Here is a 24,431-nt window from a genome sequence, read left to right as displayed (position 1 = left end):
CCCAACCTTCCTGTTTCTTCGGGAAGTACGGGTCCCCGGCGGGCGGCCTGATCAATCAGCCGCTGATAGGGGCCCACCGCCCGGGTACCCAGTTGGCGCAACGCCGCCCACATCGTCACCTGGTTGGCCGAGATCACCGGTATCCGCAGTTCCGCCTCCAGCTGGGGGATGACGTCGTACGTCGGGAGGTTGGTGCGGCTCACGAAGAGGGCCTCCGCCGCCCCGCGCGCGGCCCGGCGGGCCATGTCGGCCACCTCGCGGTACGGGACCTTCCAGATGTGCCTGGTCAGACCCATGAAGGCGCGTTCCGTGACGGTGATGCCGGCCTCCGCGAGGTACTCCTCCAGGGACCGGGTGACCGAGACCGGGTAGGGGGTGACCAGCGCGATCCGGCGGGCGCCGAGCTCCTCCAGCGCGGCGAGGAGGGCTCCGGAGGTGGTGAGCGGGGGCAGCGCGCCCGCCCGCGTCATCGCCTCGCGCATCGCCCGCTCCCCGGCGAGCCCGCCGACGAAGCTGCCGGACGTGCACGCCTACGCGACGACCTCGGGCGCGACCGCGTGCAGGGCGCGGACCGCGTCGGCGAGCGTCTCGTGCTCGGAGACCAGCCGGGCCAGCCGGGCCAGGTCCAGGCCGACCTCGACGGGCACGAACGGGGTGCGGGTCAGATGCGGGGAGACGTCGTCGGGCACCCATCGCCACAGCTCACGGTCGAGGGCGAGTCGAACGGCGCGACGACCCCGACCCCGCGCTGCGGATGCGGACCGCCGAGAAAGGAGACGTCCATGGCAGGCACCGGCCTCGAAGAGGGGAACGGGCGGCAACGGACCGTATGCGAGCCCGTGTTGACGAAGGTATGTTCGGGTGCGAGCGTGGTCAATCCGCCCATCTCGGACGGCTCGGATCCCGTTCGCCCGCACGTCTCCCCGGTCATTTCGCCCCAGGATCTCCCAGAGAAGCGGACTCCCCTTGCGAAACGGTTTCCTCCGATGAACGCCCGTGTGTCCCCCGGCGCGTCCGGCCCGTCGGACCGGACCACGCTGCTCGTCCTGGACGCCGACCCGCTCCCCCGGCTGGGCCGGCTCACCGGCCGGGTACGGATCGAGCACGCCGACGAGTCCACGCTCGCGGAGCGGCTGCCGCACGCGGACGTGCTGCTCGTGTGGGACTTCACCTCGGGGGCCGTACGCCGTGCCTGGCCGGGCGAGGGGCCCCGGCCGCGCTGGGTGCACACCGCGAGCGCGGGCGTGGACCATCTGATGTGTCCCGAGCTCGCCGCCTCCGACACGGTGGTGACCAACGCGCGCGGCGTCTTCGACCGGCCGATCGCCGAGTACGTGGCCGCTCTCGTCCTCGCCATGGCGAAGGACCTTCCGCGGACCTGGGACCTCCAGCGGCGGCACGAGTGGCGGCACCGCGAGTCGCAGCGAGTGGCCGGGACCCGCGCCTGTGTGGTGGGGTCGGGGCCGATCGGGCGGGCGATCGTGCGCACCCTCAAGGCGCTCGATGTCACCACGGCGCTGGTGGGACGCGTCCCGCGCACCGGCATCCACGGTCCCGGGGAGCTGGACCGGCTGATGGCGCGCGCCGACTGGGTGGTGTCGGCGGCGCCGCTCACCGCGGAGACACGCGGCATGTTCGACGCCCGGCGCTTCGGGATGATGCAGCCCTCGGCCCGCTTCGTCAATGTCGGGCGCGGGCAGCTCGTCGTCGAGGAGGCGCTCGCCGAGGCGCTGTCGAAACGGTGGATCGCGGGCGCGGCCCTCGATGTCTTCCAGCACGAACCGCTCGGCCGCGACAGTCCGTTGTGGGACGTCCCGGGTCTGATCGTGTCGCCGCACATGAGCGGGGACACGGCCGGCTGGCGCGACGAGCTGGGTGAACAGTTCGTGGAGCTGTACGAGCGCTGGGCGGCGGGCAGGCCGCTGTCGAACGTGGTCGACAAGAAGCGCGGGTACGTGCCCGGACACTGAACCGCCCCTGGGAGGGACCGATGCCGAACTCACCGAACTGACGGCCGTACAACTCGTCGACGGGTACCGCAAGGGCGAATTCGGCCCCGAGGACGCGACACGCGCGGCCCTGGAGAGAGCCGGCCGCGTGCAGCCCGCCGTGAGAACGCGTTCGTCGTTCTTCTCGCGGACGAGGCCCCGGCCCAGGCACGGGAGTCGGCGGACCGCCGGCGGCGGGGCGAGCCCGTGGGCCTGCTGGACGGCGTGCCCGTCACGGTGAAGGACATCCTGCCGCTGCGCGGGCACCCGACCCTGCGCGGCTCCAGGACCACGAGCGCGGGGGGCCGTTGGGAGGAGGACGCGCCGTCCGTGGCCCGGCCGCGCGAGCACGGCGCGGTGTTCCTGGGCAGGACGACGACGCCCGAGTTCGGCTGGAAGGGCGTCACGGACTCACCGCTGTCGGGGGTGACGCGCAATCCGTACGCCGTCACGCGCACCGCGCCCGACCAGCGAGACTTCGATGAATCGAGCAGCCATGCGTTCCATGGTCCCGCGGCGGTCAAGAGCCCCTCGGCCGCACGGGACCGGAACCGGCCCGCATACAACGCATGGTCTCGGGTAGCCGCGCGGCCATGGCTCCACCACTTGAGAACGCACGTGCGAACACAACGGGAAACGAGAGACATCCGTCCGGGACGACCCGCCGGTCGCTGCTCGCGGGGGTCGCGGCGCTCGGCGCGCTCGGCGCCGCCGGCTGCAGTCGCGTGGCCACGGCGTCGTCGAGGGACGGCGGAGATCTCCTCGACCGGCTGAAGGCGCAGGGCGTCGTCCGTCTCGGCATCGCGGGCGAGATCCCCTTCGGCTACATCGACCGGGACGGCGAACTGACCGGCGAGGCACCGGAACTCGCCAAGGCCGTCTTCGAACGGCTGGGCGTCGACCGGGTCCAGCCGGTGCCGACCGAGTTCGGATCCCTCATACCCGGGCTCAACTCCCAGCAGTTCGACGTCGTCTCCGCCGGGATGTACATCAACGCCGAACGCTGCGAACAGGTCATCTTCGCCGACCCCGACTACCGGATGCTCGACGCGTTCATCGTGCGCAAGGGCAACCCGAAGGGGCTGCACGACTACAAGGACGTCGTGGCGAAGAAGGCCAGGTTCGCGACGGGGACCGGCTACGCGGAGATCCAGTACGCGGTCGAGGCCGGGTACAAGGAGAGCGAGATCCTCATCGTGCCCGACCAGGTCGCCGGCCTGAACGCGATCGAGGCGGGGCGCGCCGACGTCTTCGCGGGGACCGCGCTGACCGTCCGCGAGGTGGTGAGGAAGTCCTCCGAGGCGGAGAGCACGAAGCCCTTCGCGCCGCTGGTCAAGGGCAAACCGCACGTCGACGGCGGCGGCTTCGCGTTCCGTTCGCCGGAGACGAAGCTGCGTGACGCCTTCAACGTCGAGCTGCGGAAGATGAAGGAGAGCGGCGAACTCTTCCGCATCCTGCGGCCGTTCGGCTTCACCAAGGCCGAGATGACCGACATGACCGCGAAGGAGCTGTGCCGCGGATGACATCGGGACTCTGGAAACTCGTCCTCGAAGGGATCTGGGTCACCGTCCAACTGCTTTTCTTCAGCGCCTTGTTGGCCGGAGCCATGTCCTTCCTGGCAGGAATCGCGCGTACGTCGAACCGGTGGGCCGTCCGCTTCCTCGCGGGCCTCTACACCGAGGTGTTCCGCGGCACCTCCGCGCTGATCATGATCTTCTGGGTGTACTTCGTGCTGCCCCTCGCCTTCGGCTGGCAGCTCGTCCCGCTGTGGGCGGGCACCCTGGCGCTGGGGCTGACCTACGGGGCGTACGGCTCCGAGATCGTGCGCGGCGCGCTGAACGCGGTCGACCCGGCCCAGCGCGAGGGCGGTATCGCGCTCAGCTTCACCCCCGGGCAGCGGATGCGGCTGATCCTGCTGCCGCAGGCTGTACCGGAGATGATCCCGCCCTTCTCCAACCTGCTGGTCGAACTGCTCAAGGGCACGGCTCTCGTCTCCGTGATGGGGATGGGCGACCTGACCTTCAGCGCCAACCTGGTGCGGCTCGCCCTCCAGCAGAGCGCGGAGGTCTACACGTACGTCCTGCTCATCTACTTCGTCATCGCCTTCCTGCTCACCCGGCTGATGCGCGGCCTGGAGAAGCGGCTGAAGGCCGGGGTCGGCAGGGCACCGGACAGCAGGCCGGCCCGCGAGGCGAAGCGGGCCGCGACGACCGGTGCGGGCGCCGGTGCAGGTGCCGCCGCGGGCGGAGGTGCCTCATGAGCGCCACGCCCCTCACCTCGACGCCCCTCAGCGCCACTTGCCTCAACGCCACACCCCTCAGCACCACGCCCCTCATCAAGACGCCCCTCATCAAGACGACGATCGGCGGTGCCTCGTGACCTGGGACTGGAACGCCGTCGGCGACTTCATGCCGCACTTCCGGGACGGTCTGCTGGTCACCCTTGAGGCGCTGGCCCTCGGCTCGGTGATCTCGTTCGTTCTCGGCCTGGTGTGGGCGCTGCTGATGCGGGCGCCGACGCGCTGGGTGCGCTGGCCGGTCGGGGTGGCCACCGAGTTCGTACGCAACACCCCGCTGCTGGTGCAGCTGTTCTTCCTCTTCTACGTGCTGCCCGAGTGGAACATCACGTTCTCCGCGCTGACCACCGGTGTGATCGCGATCGGGCTGCACTACTCGACGTACACGATGCAGGTCTACCGGGCCGGTATCGAGGGCGTGCCCGCCGGCCAGTGGGAGGCGGCCACGGCGCTCGGCCTGCCCGCGCGGCGCACCTGGACGGCGGTGATCCTGCCGCAGGCGGTCCGCCGTGTGGTGCCGGCGCTCGGCAACTACGTCATCGCGATGCTCAAGGACACCCCGATGCTGATGACGATCACCGTGCTGGAGATGCTGGGCGAGGCGCGGCTGTACTCGCAGCAGCACTTCCAGTTCACGGAGCCGCTCACGGTCATCGGCGTGGCCTTCATCCTCATTTCCTACCCGGCTTCCCTGCTGCTGCGAGCCCTGGAGCGACGCCTTGTCCGCTGACACGAACGCTGCCACGAACACCGGTCCGAACGCCGGACCCGACACCGGGGCTGCCCCCTTGAAGGACCTCGCCAACCCCCCGGTGGACGGCAGCGAGCTGATCCGCTTCGACAAGGTCACCAAGCGCTTCGGGGACAACACCGTCCTCGACGGGCTCGACTTCCGCGTCGACTCCGGCAAGCACGTCACGCTGATCGGCCCGTCCGGTTCCGGCAAGACGACGATCCTGCGGCTGCTGATGACCCTGGCCCGGCCGGACGAGGGCACGATCACGGTCGCCGGGGACCGGCTGTTCCCCGCGCAGGGGAAGCAGGTCCGCGAGGTCCGCAAGAAGATCGGGATGGTCTTCCAGCAGTTCAACCTGTTCCCGAACATGAGCGTGCTGCGCAACGTCACCGAGGCGCCCGTGACCGTGCTCGGCCTGTCCCGGGACGAGGCCGAGGAACGGGCCCGGGAACTGCTGGACCTGGTCGGTCTCGCGGACAAGTGCGACGAGCGGCCGGGCCGGCTGTCCGGTGGCCAGCAGCAGCGCGTGGCCATCGCCCGCGCGCTGGCGATGCGGCCGCAGATTCTGCTGCTGGACGAGGTGACGTCCGCGCTCGACCCCGAACTCGTCGCGGGCGTCCTCGACGTCCTGCGTGACATCGCTCACACCACGGACATCACGATGCTCTGTGTGACCCACGAGATGAATTTCGCCAGGGACATCTCGGACCAGGTGCTCATGTTCGATTCTGGCCATGTCATCGAATCCGGCCCGCCGGAGCGGATCTTCGGCGACCCGGAGCACGAGCGGACCAGGGAATTCCTCGGCGCGGTGCTCTGACGCCCGAGAGCGAACGAGGGGCGGAGGGACGGCGCGCACGGCAAGGCGCGAGGTCCGGCCGGTGGGGCATGCCCGAAGGTTCATGCCATTGGCATATGCCAGGGTGGTGCGCTCCTGCTGAGAGGCGTGGAGCGCGCCATCAATCTCGTCAACAGACCGCCACAGATGGCGTCTTGGCCGTTATCGTGTAGTGAGCCCAGGTGTCCGGGCCGACGTCATTTTTGAGCCGGACCATGAAGCGCAGGGGGAAACCGTGGCGCTGATGAACGAGCCGACCGCGCCGTACCACTCGGCCCAGGACGCGCTGCGCGTCCTGGAGACCGTGTCGCAGCACACGACCGGCGTCACCGCGAACGAACTCGCCCGCCAGGCCGGCCTCGGCGCCGACCGGCTGACCGCACTGCTGCGCATGCTGCGCCGGGAGGGCTACGTCGAGCAGGTCACGGACGGCGCGTACGTCACCGGCGCCGCCCTCGGCCGTCTCGGTTCCGCCCACGGCCGCGAACAGGCGCTGCGCGACAAACTCCAGCAGACGATCGACCGGCTCCGCGACTCGGTCGGCGCCGCGATCTACATCAGCCGCTACATCGACGGCGAGGTGCACGTCACCCAGTACGCGGAGAGCCCGTCCACCCCCGCGGTCAACGAATGGGTCGACTTCCGCTCCTCCGCCCACGCCAGCGCGGTCGGCAAGAGCCTTCTCGGCCAGCTCGACCACAACGGCCGCCGCGACCATCTCGCCCGCCACAAGATGGCCCGGCTCACCTCGCGGACCATCACCAGCGAGCGGCTCCTGCTGTCCCGTCTCGACTCCCAGCCGGCCACCGTGCCCGTCCTCGACCTCCAGGAGTACGCGATCGGCACGGTCTGCGCGGCGGTCCCGATCACCGCCGGCTCCTCCGTCGGCTGCCTCGCCCTCTCCCTGCCGGTCGAGCACGCCCATCGGCTCCGCCGCGCCGCGGACACGCTGAACCGCGGGGCGACCCCGGTGCTGCTCTCCCTCGCGATCTGACAGCCGTCACCGGGCCCGTACGAGGTCCGCACGCGTGGTCCGCGCGAGCGGTGCGCGCGGCTGGTCGGAAGCACCGCCGCGGACCAGGTAGTATTTCTTTCGTCGCCGACCGCGAAAGCGGAAGGCGAGAGTCATGCGCCGCTAGCTCAGTTGGTTAGAGCAGCTGACTCTTAATCAGCGGGTCCGGGGTTCGAGTCCCTGGCGGCGCACATCGGTGAAGGCCCTCCACTTCGGTGGGGGGCCTTTCACGCATGTCCGGACAACCTCAGGCGCCTCCGGTCACCCCGGTCCGCTCCGCCGTGACGAACTCGGTCAGCACCCGCGCCAGCAGCTCCGGGTCCCGTGCCCCGCACAGTTCACGCGCCGAGTGCATCGACAGCCCGGCCACCCCCACGTCGACGGTCGTCACGCCGAGGCGGGCCGCGGTGACCGGACCGATCGACGTCCCGCACGGCATCGCGTTGTGGGAGACGAAGGGCTGCCACGGCACCCCGGCCCGTTCGCACGCGGCGGCGAAAGCGGCGACACCGACGCCGTCGCTGGCGTACCGCTGATTGACGTTGACCTTGATCACGGGGCCGCCGTTGGGCAGCGGACGGTGGTCCGGATCGTGGCGTTCGGTGTAGTTGGGGTGGACCGCGTGGGTCATGTCGGAGGAGACGCACAGAGCGTCGGCGAGGGCACGGTCGAAGTCCTCCGGCCCGCCGCCCCTGGCGGTCACGGCGCGGCCGAGTACCCGTTCCAGGAAGGGGCCCTGGGCGCCGGACTCCGATCCGTTGCCGACCTCCTCGTGGTCGAAGGCGGCGAGCACCGGTATGAACGCGGGCGGCCGTTCCGAGCCGGCCGCGGCGACCAGGGCGGTGACACCCGCGTGCACCGAGATCTGGTTGTCGAGGCGCGGCGCGACGATGAACTCCTCGTCCGCCCCCAGATATCCGGGCGGCTGGATGTCGTGCAGCATGAGGTCCCAGCCGAGGACCTCCGCGGCATCGGCGCCCGCCTCGTCCGCGATCCGGCCGAGCAGGGCGCCGGGCGCGGAGCCACCGAGCCCCCACAGCGGGGTCATGTGCCGCTGCCGGTCCAGGGCGAGCCCCTCGTTCACGGCCCGGTCGAGGTGGATGGCGAGCTGCGGCACCCGCAGCAGCGGCTTGTCGACGCGGACCAGCCGGGTCGAACCGTCCCGCAGGGCCAGCCGCCCCGAGACACCCAGGTCCCGGTCGAGCCAGGTGTTGAGCGGCACTCCGCCGTAGATCTCCACGGCGATCTGCCGCCACCCCGCCGAGCCGGTGTCCGGCGTGGGCTTGACCCGCAGGTTCGGTGAGTCGGTGTGGGTGCCGACGATCCGGAACGGGGTACCGGCCGGGGCGCCCGGCGGGACGTACCAGGCCACCAGCGCTCCCCCGCGCACGACGTAACGGCCTCCCTCGGCTCCGGCCGTCCACTCGTCCCGCTCCCGCAACTCCGCGAAACCCGCCTTCTCCAGGCGCTGCGCCGCGCTCGCCACCACGTGGTACGGCGAGGGGCTGGCTCTGACGAAGCTGAACAGGTCGTCATTGTGTCCGCGGTCGAGCGTGTCATGCGTGGGGGACATGATTGCCTTTCGGGAGCCGTCGAGGGGGTGGGGGTGGGGGCGTCGGACCGCCCCGCCGGGCACGCGGTCCGACCGGGGCGACGGTCCTTGCCGGGGGCGGCCTGGGACCCAGGGGCATGACACCCTCCCGACCGGGTCCGGGCCTCGGGACACGCGGCACCGCCGAGGTCACGCACACCACCGAGGTCATGGACACCACCGACGTCACCGACGTCACCGGCGCGGACGTGGGCCGGGGCGGCAGCGCCCCGCGGCTTCCGTGTCCGCGACCCGGATCAGGCAACGCAACGCCCTTCTTCCCTCGGTTCGGGGCTCTGGCGCACAGACCCCTCGGCACACGTGCCCGGATATCCTCCCCGCGGAAAGCGGCCGGGATGCCTCATGTCCCGACCGTTCGCAAGACATCACCGGACACCACGCCCGCCCCGCGCCCGCCCCGCTGGAGTGGCGGTCTCCCGAACCGGCCCCGCGGTCAGCGCGTCAGCAGTTCCTCCCGCCCGTGCGCCCGGTACTGGGCCACCAGCCCGGCCACGTCCGCCGCCGTCAGTCTCCGGTAGGTCTCCTCGCCCGGAGGCCGCCACCACACCGGGTCGGCGCAGTGGAAGCCCTCGCGCCTCAGGGCCACTCGGTGGATCTTGTTGGTGGCGGTGACGGGCATCCGCTCCACGAGACGCAGGAACCGGGGTGCCATCTTCGTGCCCAGATCCGGCTGGGCGCGCAGGAACGCGGCGAAGGGCGGGGGACCGAAGCGCGCGCCGTCCTTGAGGGCCAGTGCCGCCATCACCTGGTCGCCCGCCACCGGATCCGGTACGGCGTACACCGCGACGGCGGCGGCATCCTCGTACCGGGCCAGGATGTTCTCGATCATCGCGGCGGCGAGGTTCTCGCTGTCGACGCGCAGCCGGTCGTCGGCCCGTCCGGCGAAGTAGAGGAAGCCGTCGGCGTCGCGGTAGAAGAGGTCACCGGTCCAGTACCAGCCCTCGCCCGCCTCACCGCTCCCTTTCCCCGCTTCCCCTGCCCCGCCGTGCCCCGCGCCCGCCTCCCCCGGCCCTGCTGACGCCCCCCGGCGCCGGGCCGTCTCGGCTCCGGGATTGCGCCAGTACCCCTCGAAGAGACTGGCGCCCCGGTTCACCAACTCCCCTATCGCGTGCTCGCCGTTGAGCAGACGCCCGTCCCCGGCGAAGACGGCAGGCGGGCACTCGCGCCGGGTGTCCGGGTCGAGCACCGCGAGGTCGTCGGCGGGCGCCGCCCGGCCGATCGCCCCGGCCGGGGTGCCGGGCGTGCGCTGGATGGCGGCGCCGCCCTCCGAGGAGCCGTACCCCTCGACGAGCCGTACCCCGAACCGCTTCTCGAAGGCGGCCGCGTCGACCGCTCCGGCCTCCGTCCCGAACCCCAGGCGCAGCGGGTTGTCGCGGTCGTCGGGGCGGGCGGGCGTGGCCAGCAGATACTGCACGGCACGGCCGACATAGGTGAAGTACGTGGCCCCGCAAGCCCGTACGTCGGGCAGGAACCCGGAGGCCGAGAAGCGGCGCCGCAGCGCGATCCCCGCGCCGGCCGCCAGCGCGGGAGCCCAGTCGGCGATCACCGCGTTGCCGTGGAACATCGGCATGCAGATGTAGTGGGTGTCGTCCGCGCGCACCCCGAAGTGGTCGACGAGCGACCGTCCTGCCGCGGCGATCCTGCCCTGGGTGCAGATCGCGGCCTTGGGCGCGCCGGTCGAACCGGACGTGAACAGCAGCAGGAAACGGCTGTCCGGACGCGCCCCGCCGTCGTCCGGACGCGCGCCCTCGTACGTCCTCAGGAGCTCGGCGTAGGCGTCCGTATCGGTCACCAGGACGTGCAGGCCGGGCAGTTCGAGTCCGTCGAGAAGCGGCAGACGGGCCCGCTCGGTGACCAGGACGCGGCACTCCGTGTGCCGGATGTCCCGGGCCAGTTCGGGTCCGCGCCGGGTCGGGTTGATCCCCGCGACGGCGGCACCGGCGAGGGCGGCCGCGCCCAACCACAGCGGATACTCGGGGGTGTTGTCGAGCAGCACTCCCACATGCGGTTCCGCGCCCGGCGGCAGCAGCTCGGCGAGCAGCGCCGCGCGCGCCGCCGCGCCCTCCGCGACCTGGTGATGACTGATGACCCGGCCCTCGAACCACAGTCCCGGCCGGTGGTCACCCCACCGCTCCCGCACGAGCTCCCCGACGGTACGCCTCCTGGACTCCATGGAGACGTAAGGTAATTGACGGTCCGTCAGATAGGGAGCCCCGTGCGCGGCGCGCACACCCGTGTCAGCTCCCGAAGAACGCGTCGCCGGCGAGCGCCTCGTGGTAGGTGATCATGAAGCCGACGCAGAAGCTGACTATCACGCCGTAGAACACCAGCATGCCGAGGGTGCCCGCGGCCACCTTCGCCCGGCTCGGAGGGTACGCCGTGGCCTTCTCGGGGTGACGGGCGGTGTAGTACGCCGGGACGATGTCGCCCTCGACGACCGTCGAGGGGCCGTTCGGCTCCTCGAAGCGGATCGTCCGGCCGTCGCGGGTCGTGAACTCGTAGACGTGGTGCATGGTCGTGGTGACGTGCGTGTCGTTGCCTCCGCCGCGGACCGTCGTGTACGAACGCAGACAGCGCGCCTCCGCGGTCAGTCCACTGTTCCAGGCGCTGCGCAGCTCCAGCGAGCGGCGCACGGTCCTGGCCGCCACGAACAGCACAAAGACGATCATCAGGCTGGGCAGGGCATAGAAGAAAGCACTCATGACGGTCCCCCGGTGTCGGATACTGTTCCCCGCACGTCGACCTGGTCATGTCGACGTGCGGGGACCATACCCGCACCGGCGCCGTCAGCGCCTCAAGGGAGGCTCAGAATTCGGGCCTCAGAACGTGACGTCCGCGCAGGAGTAGAACGCGTTCGTCGTGTCCGCGACCGTCCACACCCCGAGGATGACGTGGTGTCCGGTCCTGCCGCCGGGCAGGGTGCCGGTGTGCGAGAGCGTGGACGGGGGGCGCTGTCCGTTGTAGGGGACCGTCAGGAACGGGGTGGTCTCCAGGTCGGCGCGGGTCAGCGCGTGGTTCTGGTTCCAGCCGGTCTTGGTGATGAAGTACTTGAAGTCGGTCGTCGCGTGCATCGCGGTGAACTGCCAGCGGAAGGTGTAGGTCTGGCCCGCGGTCACCTTGGTCGTCGGCCAGGCCGTACCCGCGGGGGTCTTGGGCTGGTCGAGCTGGCCGAAGTTGGTGTGGTTCGCGGAACAGATCCGACCATCGGCCGGGCCCGCCGCCGGGAAGCCCTTGAGGCCCTCGACGCTCTGCGGCTCCCACTGGATGTCACCGCAGTTGGCCACGATGCCACCGTTCGCGGCGCACATCTTCTGCCGGCTGAGGGGCTGGTCGGTGTAGCCGTGGGCGTTGGCTCCGCCCGTGGAGAGCACGAAAGTACCCGCCGTGGCGAGACCGAGCGCCGCCGCGTACAACTTCACTTTCCCGCCGGTGCGGGACCGGCCGGTGAGGTTCTGGTTCGTCCGTTTGCGCATGCTGCCGCTCCTGGAGGACGTGGGGGATGTTCCCGTGAGCCGTGCGCGCGAGGTTCAGGTCTAGACCAAGTATCAGATTATTGCGGGTAGTTGAACATGTCCATACCAATGCCCGACCCGACCGGCCGGCCCGCCCGAGCCACGCGAGACGCCCGAGCCGCCTGAGCCACGCGAGACGCCCCCACGGTCCGCAAGGGCATGAGGAGTACGAGAAGTACGAGGATGGCAAGGCCTACGAAAGTGCGAGGCCTACGACGACACCTCCCCGCGCCCCGTGCAGAACGCCACCGTCAAGTCCTTCACCAACGCCTTGCGTTCGTAGTCGTCCAGTTCGACCAGCCCGCGCAGGGTCAGCCGGGTCACCGTGTCCTCGACCGAGTCGACGACCGAGCCGAGCACGCTGTCGCGGTGCTGGGCGTCCAGGGCCGCGATCCGGCGGCGCTGCATCACGGCGGCGATCTCCGGCGCGTACTCGATCCGGGTGGGCTGCGCGGAGAACACCTCCAGGCCGACGGGGGCCGTGTCCGCGGCCACCATCCGGGTCAGCGCCTCGCCGACCGCGTCCGTGTTGCGCAGGGTCAGATCCCTGATCACGGCGGGCGGCAGCTCGGCCGGCAGCTGGGAGAGCACCCGCGAGAGCGCCGCCTCCACGCATTCGCGCAGATACGTCCGGTGGTCGTCGACCGCGAGGGTGGCCCGCGCGGTGTCCTTGACGCGCCACACCACGAGCACGACCACCCGCAGCTCGACCCCGTTCGCGTCGACCACGGACATCGGCTCGCTGCGCCAGTGCCGCAGCCTCACATCGACCCGGCGGCGCAGCACCAGCGGGTTGACCCACATCAGACCGGTGCGCCGGACCGTACCGCGATAACGCCCGAACAGACCGAGCACCCAGGCCCGCCCGGTCCGGCCGCGCGCGAGACCGCCGAAGCCGAACAGACCCAGCGCGCCCGCCCCGGCGTACGCGGCCCATTGCGCGGGGCCGAGTCCGGTGCCCGCGTGGCCGTGCAGCTCCAGCGCCGCCAGCACGGAGGGCGGCAGCAGACCCGCCCACCAGGTGGTGAGGGCGCATCCGGCCGCACCACAGGCCCCGGCCAGCACACCCGCCGCGCCGGGCAGCACCCGTGCGGGCCGTTCGACCAGCTCGGGGTCGGCCTCCGGCACGGGGCGCGGAGGCCGGCCGGGCGTGGGCCGCCGGATTCTCGGCTGCTCCCCGGTACCGCGCCGACGGCCCACGACGGCGGGCGCGAGCGGCACGGACACCGGGTCGGGGTCGTCGCGGAAGAGCAGGTGAACGGGGATCTCGGTGGTGGCCTCGTTGTGGATGAGCCGGGCGGACCGGTGACTGCCGCCGCCCTCGGCCCCCGCACCGGACCGCTGGCCGCCGCCGTCGTCGGCCGCCGTGTCGGGCCGGGCTTCCCCCGGAGGTGCTCCCTCGGACTCCGGGGTGTCTGACGTCGTCGTACTCATAGCTGCCTCCATGCCTCCGCGCCTGGAAGTGTGTTCACGGGCCGTGGGGAACCCGGCCGCTCAGGAGAAGAGCCGCCGCCAGGTCTCCGGTCCCGGGTAACCGTCCGCCGCCCCGCCCCGCCAGCCCTGGGCCCGCTGGAACGCCTCGACGTTGCGCCGGTCCGCCTCGCCCCAGCGCGACCCCGGACCGGACGTGTAGTACGTGCCGAACCCCTTCTTGACCAGCTGCTTTCCCAGCGCGGTCACATGGGCGTCGTTCGCTCCGGGCCGGAACACCGCGCGTCCCGGATAGCCGGGCACGGTGTGCGGGGAACCCGGGCCGGCCGTCACGGCGGGGATGTTCCTGCCCTTCTTGCCCACCAGGTACGACCAGGTCGTCGGCCCCGGCAGCCCGTCCGCGTCGGCGCCCTTCCAGCCCTGCGCCCGCTGGAACGCCTGAGTGGCCCGCTTGTCCGCGGCCGACCAGCGCGGTCCCGGCCCCTTGGTGTAGAAGCGGCGCCCGCCCCGGTCCACCAGGAGCCGGCCGAGCTGGGTGACGTACGCGTTGTTCGCGCCGGTCCCGAAGTACGCGGCCCCCGGATAGCGGGTCGACGTGGACGGCGGCGAACCGCCCGCGCCCTCCGTGATCCCCCGGTAGCGATAGGGCACGTAGTGGTCCGAGTTCGTCCAGTACGCGTACGGGGTGGACTGCTTCCTGGCACGCGGCGGGCTCTGCTCGTAGGCGACGTACTGGGTGTGCGTGTAGTCCGTCCAGCCGCCGAAGATGACGACGTGCGAGCCCTTCTCGGGGCTGTCGGGGTTGTGGAAGAGCAGGATGTCGCCCGGCTGGAGCCGGTCCCGGGTGATCCGCACCCCGAAGCTGTCGAGGCTGCCGGTCCACTCGTTGCCCGGCAGGTTCCAGGCCATCGAGACGAAGCCCGAGCAGTCCTGCCGGTACCCGTCCCGCCAGTAGTCGTCCGTGCTGTACGGCACCTGCGCGTCGATCCATGCCGTGGCACGGCTGATGATCGCGGCCCGTGTGGTGGTGGGCGCCCGCACCGTCTGCCCCGGTCCGGCGGGCAGCGCGGGCTTCCCCGCCGGGCCGTGCAGCGGCGCCCGGCGGCCCTGGGGGGTGCCGTCGTGTCCGTCGGCCGGGGGTAGACCGGGCCTGACGGGTCCGTGCACGGCGGCGACCGCCGGGACCGCGCCGAGGGCGGTGCCCGCCGTGGCGGCCAGCGCGAGCGCCATGGGGGTTCGCGCGACCCCCGCCAGGCCGATGGCATGGGCACGGGCCGCCGGATGCCCCAGGGGGCCGGACGGCCCGAGCCGCGAGGAGAAGGGCAGGACCCGCCGCCGGTGAACGCATCCGGGGCAATCACAGTCACTCGCGGGATCGACCTCCTCGAACACCGGAGTCTTCATGCGACGCCCCTCACACTCCAGATTGAAATGTCCGCAGTTCTGCACATTCGTCAGTTTCTCAACTGACATCCGGCGCCGCACGCTGACGGTCCGAATGATGTACGGGACCGCCCCCACCTGCCCCGGAGCCACCCACCTGGTCGGGAGCACCCCCGAGGGTCGGGTAGAGTTTTCCCGTCAGCAGGCGCCGCTAGCTCAGTTGGTTAGAGCAGCTGACTCTTAATCAGCGGGTCCGGGGTTCGAGTCCCTGGCGGCGCACCGACCGGAGGGCCTCCTCGTGAGAACGAGGGGGCCCTTCGTCATGTCCTGAGACCGCGGTGCGGACGCCGCGAGGGGCAGGGGCCCGGCGCCGTCCGTCGCGGAATTGGCGTCAAACAGTCTAGGAACCGCGGCACTTACCCGTTCTAGGGTGACCTCAAGTGGCCTTCAGACCAGGTCAGTCGCTCCGGCCCGGCCGCGGCACTCCGGTGTGCGGGCCCCGAACCTCCCGCGCCGACGCCGGGCTACTCCCGCAGCCCGTGCGCGCGCGGTGGAGGACCAGCCCGGTCGGCGGCTTCGGGGGAGCCGGCCGTCGACCGGGCCCGGTACCACCCACGGGGCACGCCCCGCCTCACCACCCGACCCAACGAACACGCTCCGGCCCACAGCTGACCCCACGAGCGCGCTCCGGCTCACGGCCGACCCCGGCCGAACCCCCTCCGCCTCACACCCCGCTCCCCGTGAGGTACGCCGAGACGACCACGTTCGCCGTGTAGCTGCCGTCGGCCCGGTCGAAGGTTCCGCCGCAGGTGATCAGCCGCAGCTCGGCCCGCCCGGACTCCCGTACGCCGTAGGCCTGCCGGGCATCGAAATGGTCACGCGGCAGAACCTGGACGTCGTCCACGGTGAACTCGGCGACCGTCCCGTCGTCGCGCATGACCCGGACGGTGTCACCGGGCTTGACGGTGCTGAGCCGGTAGAAGACCGCGGGCCGGGTCTCGGTGTCGACGTGGCCGACCATCAGCGCCGTCCCCGCGGCCCCCGGCTTCGACCCCGACGCGTACCAGCCGACGACACCCGGCTGGTCGAACGGCGGCGGATCGATGGCACCCCGCCCGTCGAGCCCGCGGGCCACGACGGGCGCCTGCACGCCCATCGAGGGGATGTCGACGCGCTGCGGACGGGCGCTGCCGAGGGGCTTGAGCGCGGGGGGCAGCCGCACCTCCGGCGGCCGGCCGACGGCGGCGATGTCCCCCGTGGTCGGCGCCGACGTCCCCAGCCGCAGATCCGTCACCTCACGGCCCCACAGCCACAGCCCGAGCAGCAGGACCAGCCAGGCCACACCGGTCAGCAGACGGCCGGTGCCGGGGGAACGCTCCCGTTCGGACATGTCAGTCGCGGCCGTCGTTGCCCCGGCGCGTGCCGCGGACCGCCACGGCGATCGCGGCGACGCTCGCGAGGACCAGGCCGACCACGGCCTGCCTGGTGCCGGGTCCGGCCGCGTGGGCGTCGTCCGCCGCGGCGAGGCGGGCGGTTCCGCCACCGCCCGCGTTCACCGGCGCGACCGGCGAGGCGGGCGAGGCGGGCGAGGCGACGCTCGGGGAGGAGTCGCGCGCCGGGACGGTGAGCGTGCCCTTGACCCGCTCGTGGTGACCGTCGCAGTCGACCCGGATGCCGTAGTCGCCGGGCCGCAGCGCGGTACGGACGCGGGTGTCACCGACGAGTCCGCCACCGCCCCCGCCGGTCAGCCGCGCGTCCGAGACGAACGCGTCCGACGCCGCGGTGCCCGTCCGGCCCGCACAGCCCATGGCCCGCAGCCGGATGTCGCTGCCCGCGGCCGGGGACGCCGGGTTCACGGAGACACCGGCCGGTCCCGCGTCGGCCGCGTACGCGGCGGGCGTGAACGCCGCGGCGACCGCCGCCCCGGCACAGAGAGTGAGTCGCATCGAGCGCATCGTGAAACCTCCAGACAACTGGAGACTCCCCCTCGGAGCGGCGGCCCGCATCTTCAGGGGGCCGCCACTGCTCCGTACGGGTCTGTGCGCGGCGCCGGGGGTTTGGGACCGGCTCGGCGCGGTCCCGAACCCGGATCGCCTGCTCAGACGCGGTCGACGAGGTCCGCGATCGAGTCGACGATCTTCGACGGCCGGTACGGGTACCGCTCGATCTCCTCGGGCGTGGTCAGCCCGGTCAGGACGAGGAAGGTCTGCATCCCCGCCTCCAGACCGGCCAGCACGTCGGTGTCCATCCGGTCGCCGATCATCGCGCTGGACTCCGAGTGCGCGCCGATGGCGTTCAGGCCGGTCCTCATCATCAGCGGGTTCGGCTTGCCCGCGAAGTACGGCTGCTTGCCGCTGGCCTTGGTGATCAGCGCGGCGACCGCTCCGGTGGCCGGCAGCGGGCCCTCGGTGGACGGGCCGGTCTCGTCCGGGTTGGTGGCGATGAACCGGGCGCCACCCTTGATCAGCCGGACCGCCTTGGTCATGGCCTCGAAGGAATACGTACGGGTCTCGCCGAGGACCACGTAGTCCGGCTCGTGGTCGGTCAGGACGTACCCGATGTCGTGCAGCGCGGTGGTCAGGCCCGCCTCGCCGATGACGTACGCCGTGCCGCCGGGCCGCTGGTCGTCCAGGAACTTGGCGGTGGCGAGGGCGGAGGTCCAGATGTTCTCGACCGGCACGTCCAGGCCCATGCGGTTGAGCCTGGCGTGCAGGTCGCGCGCCGTGTAGATGGAGTTGTTCGTCAGGACCAGGAAGGGCTTCCCGGACTCCCGCAGTCTCTTGATGAAGGCGTCGGCGCCGGGGATGGGCACACCTTCGTGGATGAGGACGCCGTCCATGTCGGTGAGCCACGACTCGATCGGCTTGCGCTCTGACATGTGCTGGGTCTCCTGCCGTCCTGGCGTACGTACGCACTCCAACCGGGGCTGCCGGAACGACGCTGTGCCGACCCGCCCAGCCTAGTCAGGACGACACGCCCGCGGCCGGGGCTCCTTGACCACGCTCCTGACCATGGCTCGATGACCACGCTCCTGACCATGGCTCGATCACGCACGCTCCTTCGCACTCCGTGCCACGCCGTCGGCCACCGGAGCCGACCCGGCCCCCGGTCCCCGCCACCGGCTTCCCGGTTCCCGGTGTCAGCGCCGGACACCGCTGCCGCACGTCAGCACCGGCCACCGTTCCAGGAGTCAGCGCCGGCGCATCCGCCGGGCCAGGGCGAACAGTCCGGCTCCGAAGGCGACGAGGACGAGCGCGAGCGCGGCCAGTGCCGGCCGGTTCGCTCCGCCGGGTCCGGTGCTGGCGAGCTGGTCGGCGGACGGCGCCGTCGTGCCGGTCCCGGTGGTGGTCCCACTGTCCGTGTCCGTACGGGCCTCACCGGTACCGGTGGTCCCGGTACCGGTACCGGGACTCAGACCGGCGTCGGCACCGGTGTCCGCGGTGCCGTCCTGGTCCGCGCCCGTGCCGGTCTCCTCGCCCGACCCCGGGCCCTTGTCCCTGACGGCGCCCTCGATCCGGAAGCGGTAGGCGTTCGACTCTCCCACCCAGTCGCCGTCGTCGTCGTGCTTCTGCACGACGGCCGCGTTCGCGACGACGGAGTTCGGGGCGCTCGCGCCGGAAGCCAGGGAGAGTCGCACCTTCACCGTCAGGGTGCGGCCGGGGGCGACGGTGAAGCCGGGGAAGCCGTCGTCGAACGGTCCCACGTTCTCGGCCTCGTCGCTCCGCTCGAACCTCACCGCATGGGCCCGCTCCCCCTCGTAGAACTCCAGCCGCGCCTGCTCCGGCCGCAGCGTCCGCTTCTCGTCCACGAGGACGACGACCGGATGGATCGCGCCGCAGGGGTGCGCCGTGGTGTTGGTGAGGTCGATGTACCAGGTCCCGGAGCCGCCGCCCGCCTGGTAGGCGTCGGGGCCGCCGTGGATCCGGGTCTTGATCGGGAAGTCGTGGGTGTCGGACGAGACACAGTCCGGGCGGGGTTCCAGCACGTGCGCCGGGGCCGGAGTGAATGTCACGAACAGGGCGAGAGCGGTCGGGGCGAGGGCGGTCGGAGCGAGCGGATGAGACGTACGCAGTCGCATGAGGAGCCTTTGGCCGATCGGGAGGGGGCGGGGATCGGGAGGATCGAAAGCGTCAGTCGGTACCGGGCAATGGCCTCGCGACCCTGCCACGCCGCACCCCCGCCGCCGGACCGCCAATCGGGCAGTCACCCCCGTTCGGCCCCCGGAATCCCACCGTCCGGCGGCACCCCCACCGATCCGGACCCCCGCCGCCCCGGCGACCCTGCGGATCTCGATGAGCCCACGGATCTCGGCGACCCCGCGAACCTCGTTGAACCCACAGATCTCGTCGAGGCTGCGAACCTCGTTGAACCCACAGATCTCGGCGACCCCGCGAACCTCGTTGCGCCTGCGGATCTCGTCGAGGCTGCGGGAGGTGACGATCGAGGCCGTCCCGAGCACGGGCCGCCACAACCGAAGCAAGCCCCCGGCCTGCCTCCCCGCCCGCGCGTCCCCACCCACCCGAACAGCCGAGCCGGCCCGGGTCGGCCCGCCGCGGCCGGAGCACGCACCGCAAGCGGCCCCCCGCTCACCCCTCCCCGCGCCCGAACAGCGGAGCCAGCAGAAGTTGGGCCGCGCCCTCGGCCACCCCTCGTGCTCCGCCGGGGGCCACCCGGACCGGCACCGCCGGACCGCCTCCCTCGCGCCGGGCGCGTTCCGCCAGGACGGCCCCGACACCCTGGAGGAAGACCTCCTCGTGAGCCGCGACCGTGCGCCCTCCCAGCAGCACGAGGTCGATGTCGAGCAGCCCCACCAGATTCGCCGCTCCGGCGCCGAGCACCCGAGCGGCCTCGGCCACGGTCCCCCGCCCCACCGCGTCCAGGCACAGCACCTCGATGCAGCCACGGTTCCCGCACTCGCACATCGGCCCGTCCAGCTGGATGACCTGGTGCCCGAACTCCCCGGCCCCGGTACGGGCCCCCCGGTGCACGGCCCCGCCGATCACGAGCCCGGCGCCCAGACCCGTACCGAGATGGAGATACGCGAAGGACCCGCCGCCCCCGACGCCGGGGCCGGACCGGGCGCCGGCCCCCACCGCGACCCCGAGCGCCGCCGCGTTGGTGTCCTTGTCCACGACCACCGGCAGCCCGAGCCGCCCGGCCAGCGCGGCCCGCAGGGCGAACCCGTCCCACTCGGGGAAACCCGTCACCCGGTGCAGCACCCCCAGGCTGTGGTCGAGCGGCCCCGGGAGCGCGACCCCCACACCCAGCGGTGACACCCCGCCGAGCAGGGCGGAGACCTCGCCGGCCGCCCCCTCGACCACCGCGTCGGCCCCGGCCCCCAGATCGAGCGGGGCGTGCCGCTCGGCCACCACGGCCCCGGTGAGATCGCAGAGCACCGCGGTCAGCTCGTCCCGGTCGAGATGCAGCCCGACCGCGTGCCCGGCATCGGGCACGAGCCGCAGCACCGTACGGGGTTTGCCGCCCGTGGACGCGAGACGCCCCGCCTCTGTCGCCAGGCCGTCCGCCCGCAGCCGCGCGGTGATCTTGCTGACGGCCTGCGGGGTCAGCCCGGTCCGCTCGGCGAGTTCCAGACGGCTGATGCCGGAGGCCCCCGCCGTGCGCAGCAGATCGAGCACCAGCGCGGCGTTGTGACTGCGCAGGGCGGGCAGGTTCACCCCGGCCGCCCCGGTGCCCGCACCTCCGCCAGAACCCGGATTCCCGGGACCACCCTGGTTCACGAAGACGCCGGAAGCCCCGCCCGCGCCGTTCCGACCGGAAGCCCCGCCCACGCCCTGACGGCCAGAAGCCCCGCCCACGCCGTGACGGCCGGAGGCGCCGACCTCCCCGGCCTCGTCCTGATCCGCGCATTCTCCCGAGGTCCGGGGTACACCTGGATTCCCGGGCATCCCCTGCGTCCCGGCCCCACCCGCATTGGTCCTGTTCACATCACCCATTGTCCCCCGCGCTTGCACTTTGGCAACAGCGTTGCGAAAGTAGGACGCATGACAGGCATGACTGGTACTGGTACGCCCCTTCGCGTGGGTCTCGTCGGCTACGGCCTCGCGGGTTCCGTCTTCCACGCCCCGCTGATCGCCACGACCGAGGGGCTCGCCCTCGACACGGTCGTCACCTCGAACCCGGAGCGCCAGGCGCAGGCCCGCGCCGAGTTCGGCGACGGACTCCGCTTCGCCGCGACGCCCGACGAACTGCTGGACCGCGCCGACGAACTCGACCTGATCGTCATCGCGTCCCCGAACAAGACCCACGTCCCGATCGCGACCGCCGCCCTGAAGGCCGGCCTCCCCGTGGTCGTGGACAAGCCCATCGCCGGTACGGCGGCGGAGGCCCGCGAACTGGCCGCCCTGGCCGACGAACGCGGCCTGCTGCTCTCCGTCTTCCAGAACCGCCGCTGGGACAACGACTTCCTGACCCTGCGCAAGCTGTTCGCCGACGGGGAGCTGGGCGACGTCTGGCGCTTCGAGTCCCGTTTCGAGCGCTGGCGCCCGCAGCCGAAGGGCGGCTGGCGCGAGTCCGGCGACCCGGCGGAGATCGGCGGTCTGCTCTACGACCTCGGCAGCCACCTCGTCGACCAGGCGCTCGTCCTCTTCGGCCCCGCGGCCTCGGTGTACGCGGAGTCGGACGTCCGCCGTCCGGGCGCGCTGACCGACGACGACACGTTCATCGCGATCACGCACGAGAACGGGGTCCGCTCCCACCTCTACGTCTCCGCGACGACCGCCCAGCTCGGCCCGCGCTTCCGCGTCCTCGGCTCGCAGGCGGGCTACGTCAAGTACGGCCTCGACCCGCAGGAGGCCGACCTGCGCGACGGCAAGCGCCCCGGCGCCGGCGCCGAGTGGGGCGTCGAGCCGGAGGCCCTGTGGGGCCGCGTCGGCTCCGGCGAGTCCCCGCTGACCGGTGGCGGCCGTCCCGAGCCGACGGTTCCGGGCACGTACCCCGCGTACTACGCGGCCGTCGCCGCCGCCATCCGTGACGGCGGCCCGAACCCGGTCACCGCCCACGAGGCCGCCGCCGCCCTGGACGTCCTGGAAGCGGCCCGCCGCTCCGCCCGCGAGTCCGTGGTGGTGTCCCTGTGAACGCGCCCGTCGCACCGGAGATCGCCGAACTCATCGCCGAGCTGGAGGAGCAGGAGCGCCGGCTGACGCTCCCGGGCTTCACCCACGACGACGCCTGGACCCTCGGCACGCTCCTCGTCGGACTCGCCCGCGAGCGCGAAGCGCCGGTCGCCGTCGACATCCGACGCGGTGGCCAGCAGCTCTTCCACGCGGCGCTGCCGGGTTCCACCCCGGACAACGACGCCTGGATCGACCGCAAGCGCCGCGTCGTCGAGCGGTACGGATGCTCCTCGCTGCTGGTCGGCTCGCGCTTCCGCGCCAAGGGCACGACCTTCGAGGAGTCCTCGCGCCTCGACCCCGACACGTACGCGGCCCACGGGGGCGCGTTCCCGATCGCCGTGACGGGCGCGGGCGTCATCGGCACCGTGGTGGTCTCGGGCCTGCCCCAGGTCGAGGACCACAAGATGGTGGTGGAGGCCCTGGAGACACTCCTGGCCCAGTAGCGCATCGGTCCCCGCGCCCGTAAGAGGCGCGGGGAGCGAAGCCCCGTCAGGGACGCGGGGAACGGCGCGAGCAACCACAACGCACCGCCGGCGAACAACGCACAGCACAGCCCCGTCAGGGGCGCGAGGAACTGCGCGAGCAACCACAAGGCACCCGCGGCGAAGAACGCCCCCCGCCCCCAACGGACCCGAACCGCGAACCAAGCGGAGCGCTCACGCGTCGGCGAGCTCCTGTCGCTGCCGCCCCAGCCCGTCGATCTCCAGCTCGACGACGTCACCCGCCCGCAGGAACGGCTTCGGTTCGGGCCGGCCGAGCGCCACCCCGGCGGGCGTGCCGGTGTTGATGACGTCCCCCGGGTACAGGGTCATGAACTGGCTGACGTACCGGACGACCTCGGCGACCGGGAAGATCTGCTCGGCCGTCGTACCGTCCTGCTTGAGCTCCCCGTTCACCCAGAGCCGCAGCGACAGCGCCTGTGGGTCCGGGACCTCGTCGGCGGTCACCAGCCACGGCCCCAGCGGGTTGAACGTCTCGCAGTTCTTGCCCTTGTCCCAGGTGCCGCCGCGCTCGATCTGGAACTCTCGCTCGGAGACGTCGTGCGCCACCGCGTACCCGGCGACATGCGCGAGCGCCTCCTCCCCGGACTCCAGGTAGCGGGCGGTACGGCCGATGACGACGGCCAGCTCGACCTCCCAGTCGGTCTTCACCGACCCGCGCGGCACGAGCACCGTGTCGTTCGGCCCGACCACGGTGTCCGCGGCCTTGAAGAAGATCACCGGCTCGGTGGGCGGCTCGGCCCCGATCTCCCGGGCGTGGTCGTGGTAGTTCAGCCCGATGCACACGACCTTGCCGATCCGGGCCAGCGGCGGTCCCACGCGCAGTCCGTCCGCGTCCAGCGCGGGCAGCTCACCGACCGCCGCGGCGGACCGGATCCGGCCGAGCGCCGCGTCGTCGGCGAGCAGCGCCCCGTCGATGTCGGCAACCAGTCCCGACAGGTCCCGAAGGATCCCCTCGGCGTCGAGCAGCGCGGGCCGCTCCGCCCCGGCCGTACCGACTCGCAGCAGCTTCATGGTCACCGTCTCCCTCGGTCGCGGGCTGTCCGACCGACGGGTGCGGCCGTCGGAGGACCGTGCGATCCTCCAAGCTCACGGTCCAGTCCGCAAGACCCCGTTCACGGACTGGACCGACGACGGAAGGCTCCGTCAGGCGAGTACCGCGGCCGCGGGCGCCGCCCCCGGCATGTCCCGGTAGAGCACCGCCCGCTCCACCGCGCTCCAGGTCGCGCTGGTCACCACGTACAGCGCGGCCGCCAGCGGCACCACAGCCACGGTGAACAGCGTGAAGAAGGACATGAACGGCATGATCTTGGCGACCGAGGCGAGAGCGGCCGCCTGCTCGCTCCCGGCCTCACCCGCCGCGGGCGCGGCGACGACGGTCGTCCGCTTCGTGCGCACGTAGTTGAAACCGGCCACGGCCGTGACGACGGCGAAGAGGGCCAGGTAGACGAGGCCGGCCGGCCCGAAGAGCCCGCCGTCGCCGAGCGCGTCCGCCCACCGGTCCCCGAGCGGTGCGGCGAACAGCTTGTGCCCGAGCAGGGTGTTGGCCCCGCCGCCGATCGTCGAGCTGGAGAACAGGTGGTAGAGGAGGAAGAAGGCCGGCATCTGGAGCAGGCTGGGCAGGCATCCGGACAGCGGCGACACCTTCTCCTCGGCGTGCAGCTCCATCAGCGCCTTCTGGAACTTCTCGCGGTCCTTGCCGTGCTCCTTCTTCAGCTCGGCGATCCGCGGCCGGAGCGCCGCCTGCGCCCGCTGTCCGCGCGCCGCCGCCCGCGACAGGGGATGCACGAGCAGGCGTACGAGCGCGGTGAACAGGACGATCGCCGCGGCGGCCGCCGAGCCGTGGAACAGCGGCTGGAGCAGGTCGGCGATGTGCTCGACCAGGTGCGCGAAAACGGACATGAACGTGGACATGTGTGAGCCCTCCGGGGGTCTCGTCGTGCCGGGAGTACGGAATGCGGCATGACGACCCGCGCGGGTCACCCGTGAC

At 72.1% G+C, this 24,431-nt stretch carries 22 protein-coding genes, 2 tRNA genes and 2 pseudogenes; 12 read left to right on the top strand and 14 right to left on the bottom strand.

From position 1 onward, the window contains the following. Nucleotides 1-8: 8 nt before the first annotated feature. Nucleotides 9-784: pseudogene (locus OG780_RS26245) on the bottom strand (maleate cis-trans isomerase family protein); the annotation flags it as partial. A gap of 202 nt (nucleotides 785-986) precedes the next feature. On the opposite strand from OG780_RS26245, the gene OG780_RS26240 reads away from it, so the two are divergent. The 9 genes and pseudogenes from OG780_RS26240 to OG780_RS26200 all read left to right on the top strand — a co-directional run bounded on the left by OG780_RS26240 (nucleotide 987) and on the right by OG780_RS26200 (nucleotide 7,061). Beyond that, complete coding sequence (locus OG780_RS26240) at nucleotides 987-1,970, top strand: D-2-hydroxyacid dehydrogenase (protein WP_328452113.1); 984 nt, start codon at nucleotides 987-989, stop codon at nucleotides 1,968-1,970. Nucleotides 1,971-1,977: 7 nt separating this feature from the next. After that, nucleotides 1,978-2,450, top strand: a pseudogene (locus tag OG780_RS26235) (amidase family protein); the annotation flags it as partial. Between the two features lie 131 nt (nucleotides 2,451-2,581). Beyond that, nucleotides 2,582-3,511: an ectoine/hydroxyectoine ABC transporter substrate-binding protein EhuB gene (gene ehuB, locus OG780_RS26230; RefSeq protein ID WP_328452111.1), complete on the top strand. Its 930-nt coding sequence runs from the start codon at nucleotides 2,582-2,584 to the stop codon at nucleotides 3,509-3,511. Beyond that, on the top strand, nucleotides 3,508-4,248 hold the full coding sequence (gene ehuC, locus OG780_RS26225) for an ectoine/hydroxyectoine ABC transporter permease subunit EhuC (RefSeq protein ID WP_328452110.1): 741 nt from the start codon (nucleotides 3,508-3,510) through the stop codon (nucleotides 4,246-4,248). The genes ehuB and ehuC overlap by 4 nt, the downstream gene beginning before the upstream one ends. Beyond that, on the top strand, nucleotides 4,245-4,367 hold the full coding sequence (locus OG780_RS26220; RefSeq protein ID WP_328452109.1) for a hypothetical protein: 123 nt from the start codon (nucleotides 4,245-4,247) through the stop codon (nucleotides 4,365-4,367). Before ehuC ends, OG780_RS26220 begins: the two co-directional genes overlap by 4 nt. Further along, nucleotides 4,364-5,014 (top strand): ectoine/hydroxyectoine ABC transporter permease subunit EhuD, encoded by a 651-nt coding sequence (ehuD, locus tag OG780_RS26215; RefSeq protein WP_326787562.1) that lies wholly within the window; start codon nucleotides 4,364-4,366, stop codon nucleotides 5,012-5,014. Before OG780_RS26220 ends, ehuD begins: the two co-directional genes overlap by 4 nt. A gap of 58 nt (nucleotides 5,015-5,072) precedes the next feature. Then, on the top strand, nucleotides 5,073-5,840 hold the full coding sequence (ehuA, locus tag OG780_RS26210; protein ID WP_328458396.1) for an ectoine/hydroxyectoine ABC transporter ATP-binding protein EhuA: 768 nt from the start codon (nucleotides 5,073-5,075) through the stop codon (nucleotides 5,838-5,840). 253 nt (nucleotides 5,841-6,093) lie between these two features. After that, entirely contained in the window at nucleotides 6,094-6,852 is a 759-nt protein-coding gene (locus OG780_RS26205; protein ID WP_326787561.1) for an IclR family transcriptional regulator, read from the top strand. Between the two features lie 135 nt (nucleotides 6,853-6,987). Continuing rightward, a tRNA-Lys gene (locus OG780_RS26200) sits at nucleotides 6,988-7,061 on the top strand. Nucleotides 7,062-7,117: 56 nt separating this feature from the next. Here the strand turns inward: OG780_RS26200 and OG780_RS26195 are convergent. The 6 genes from OG780_RS26195 to OG780_RS26170 form a co-directional block, all read right to left on the bottom strand. Continuing rightward, a complete protein-coding gene (locus OG780_RS26195; RefSeq protein WP_328452108.1) occupies nucleotides 7,118-8,443 on the bottom strand; it encodes a M18 family aminopeptidase in 1,326 nt (441 codons plus the stop codon). Between the two features lie 472 nt (nucleotides 8,444-8,915). Then, nucleotides 8,916-10,655, bottom strand: a complete 1,740-nt coding sequence (locus OG780_RS26190; RefSeq protein WP_328452106.1) for an AMP-binding protein — start codon at nucleotides 10,653-10,655, stop codon at nucleotides 8,916-8,918. A gap of 64 nt (nucleotides 10,656-10,719) precedes the next feature. Then, nucleotides 10,720-11,184, bottom strand: coding sequence for a DUF3592 domain-containing protein (locus OG780_RS26185; protein WP_328452104.1), 465 nt, complete (start codon nucleotides 11,182-11,184; stop codon nucleotides 10,720-10,722). A gap of 117 nt (nucleotides 11,185-11,301) precedes the next feature. Beyond that, complete coding sequence (locus OG780_RS26180; protein WP_328452102.1) at nucleotides 11,302-11,955, bottom strand: lytic polysaccharide monooxygenase auxiliary activity family 9 protein; 654 nt, start codon at nucleotides 11,953-11,955, stop codon at nucleotides 11,302-11,304. 249 nt (nucleotides 11,956-12,204) lie between these two features. Then, nucleotides 12,205-13,428 carry an SPFH domain-containing protein gene (locus OG780_RS26175; RefSeq protein WP_328452100.1) on the bottom strand — a complete coding sequence of 408 codons (1,224 nt, stop codon included), beginning with the start codon at nucleotides 13,426-13,428 and terminating at the stop codon, nucleotides 12,205-12,207. Nucleotides 13,429-13,488: 60 nt separating this feature from the next. Beyond that, complete coding sequence (locus tag OG780_RS26170; protein WP_328452098.1) at nucleotides 13,489-14,829, bottom strand: peptidoglycan-binding protein; 1,341 nt, start codon at nucleotides 14,827-14,829, stop codon at nucleotides 13,489-13,491. Nucleotides 14,830-15,013: 184 nt separating this feature from the next. Here OG780_RS26170 and OG780_RS26165 point away from each other — a divergent pair. After that, a tRNA-Lys gene (locus tag OG780_RS26165) sits at nucleotides 15,014-15,087 on the top strand. Between the two features lie 445 nt (nucleotides 15,088-15,532). On the opposite strand, the gene OG780_RS26160 is transcribed toward OG780_RS26165, so the two are convergent. The 5 genes from OG780_RS26160 to OG780_RS26140 form a co-directional block, all read right to left on the bottom strand. Further along, complete coding sequence (locus OG780_RS26160) at nucleotides 15,533-16,198, bottom strand: class F sortase (protein ID WP_328452096.1); 666 nt, start codon at nucleotides 16,196-16,198, stop codon at nucleotides 15,533-15,535. Between the two features lies 1 nt (nucleotide 16,199). Further along, entirely contained in the window at nucleotides 16,200-16,763 is a 564-nt protein-coding gene (locus OG780_RS26155; RefSeq protein ID WP_328452094.1) for a hypothetical protein, read from the bottom strand. Between the two features lie 143 nt (nucleotides 16,764-16,906). Further along, nucleotides 16,907-17,686, bottom strand: a complete 780-nt coding sequence (locus OG780_RS26150; RefSeq protein ID WP_328452092.1) for an HAD-IIA family hydrolase — start codon at nucleotides 17,684-17,686, stop codon at nucleotides 16,907-16,909. A gap of 312 nt (nucleotides 17,687-17,998) precedes the next feature. Then, complete coding sequence (locus OG780_RS26145) at nucleotides 17,999-18,886, bottom strand: hypothetical protein (protein ID WP_328452080.1); 888 nt, start codon at nucleotides 18,884-18,886, stop codon at nucleotides 17,999-18,001. Nucleotides 18,887-19,394: 508 nt separating this feature from the next. Continuing rightward, nucleotides 19,395-20,546, bottom strand: coding sequence for an ROK family transcriptional regulator (locus tag OG780_RS26140; protein ID WP_443062210.1), 1,152 nt, complete (start codon nucleotides 20,544-20,546; stop codon nucleotides 19,395-19,397). A gap of 264 nt (nucleotides 20,547-20,810) precedes the next feature. On the opposite strand from OG780_RS26140, the gene OG780_RS26135 reads away from it, so the two are divergent. Next, nucleotides 20,811-21,902, top strand: a complete 1,092-nt coding sequence (locus OG780_RS26135) for a Gfo/Idh/MocA family oxidoreductase (RefSeq protein ID WP_328452076.1) — start codon at nucleotides 20,811-20,813, stop codon at nucleotides 21,900-21,902. Further along, the gene (locus OG780_RS26130) at nucleotides 21,899-22,384 is read left to right on the top strand and encodes a heme-degrading domain-containing protein (protein WP_328452074.1); all 486 of its coding nucleotides are present in this window, start codon (nucleotides 21,899-21,901) and stop codon (nucleotides 22,382-22,384) included. The genes OG780_RS26135 and OG780_RS26130 overlap by 4 nt, the downstream gene beginning before the upstream one ends. Nucleotides 22,385-22,597: 213 nt before the next feature. Here OG780_RS26130 and OG780_RS26125 read toward each other — a convergent pair whose 3' ends face one another. Together OG780_RS26125 and OG780_RS26120 are read right to left on the bottom strand one after the other, a co-directional pair. Beyond that, a complete protein-coding gene (locus OG780_RS26125; protein WP_328452072.1) occupies nucleotides 22,598-23,455 on the bottom strand; it encodes a fumarylacetoacetate hydrolase family protein in 858 nt (285 codons plus the stop codon). A 132-nt stretch (nucleotides 23,456-23,587) separates the two neighbouring features. Next, complete coding sequence (locus tag OG780_RS26120) at nucleotides 23,588-24,343, bottom strand: YidC/Oxa1 family membrane protein insertase (protein WP_328458394.1); 756 nt, start codon at nucleotides 24,341-24,343, stop codon at nucleotides 23,588-23,590. Nucleotides 24,344-24,431: the final 88 nt, after the last annotated feature.

The organism is Streptomyces sp. NBC_00386 (assembly GCF_036063235.1).
Classification (GTDB): domain Bacteria; phylum Actinomycetota; class Actinomycetes; order Streptomycetales; family Streptomycetaceae; genus Streptomyces.
The sequence above is the reverse complement of the archived record's forward strand: the minus strand, read 5'-3'. Positions and strand labels throughout refer to the sequence as shown.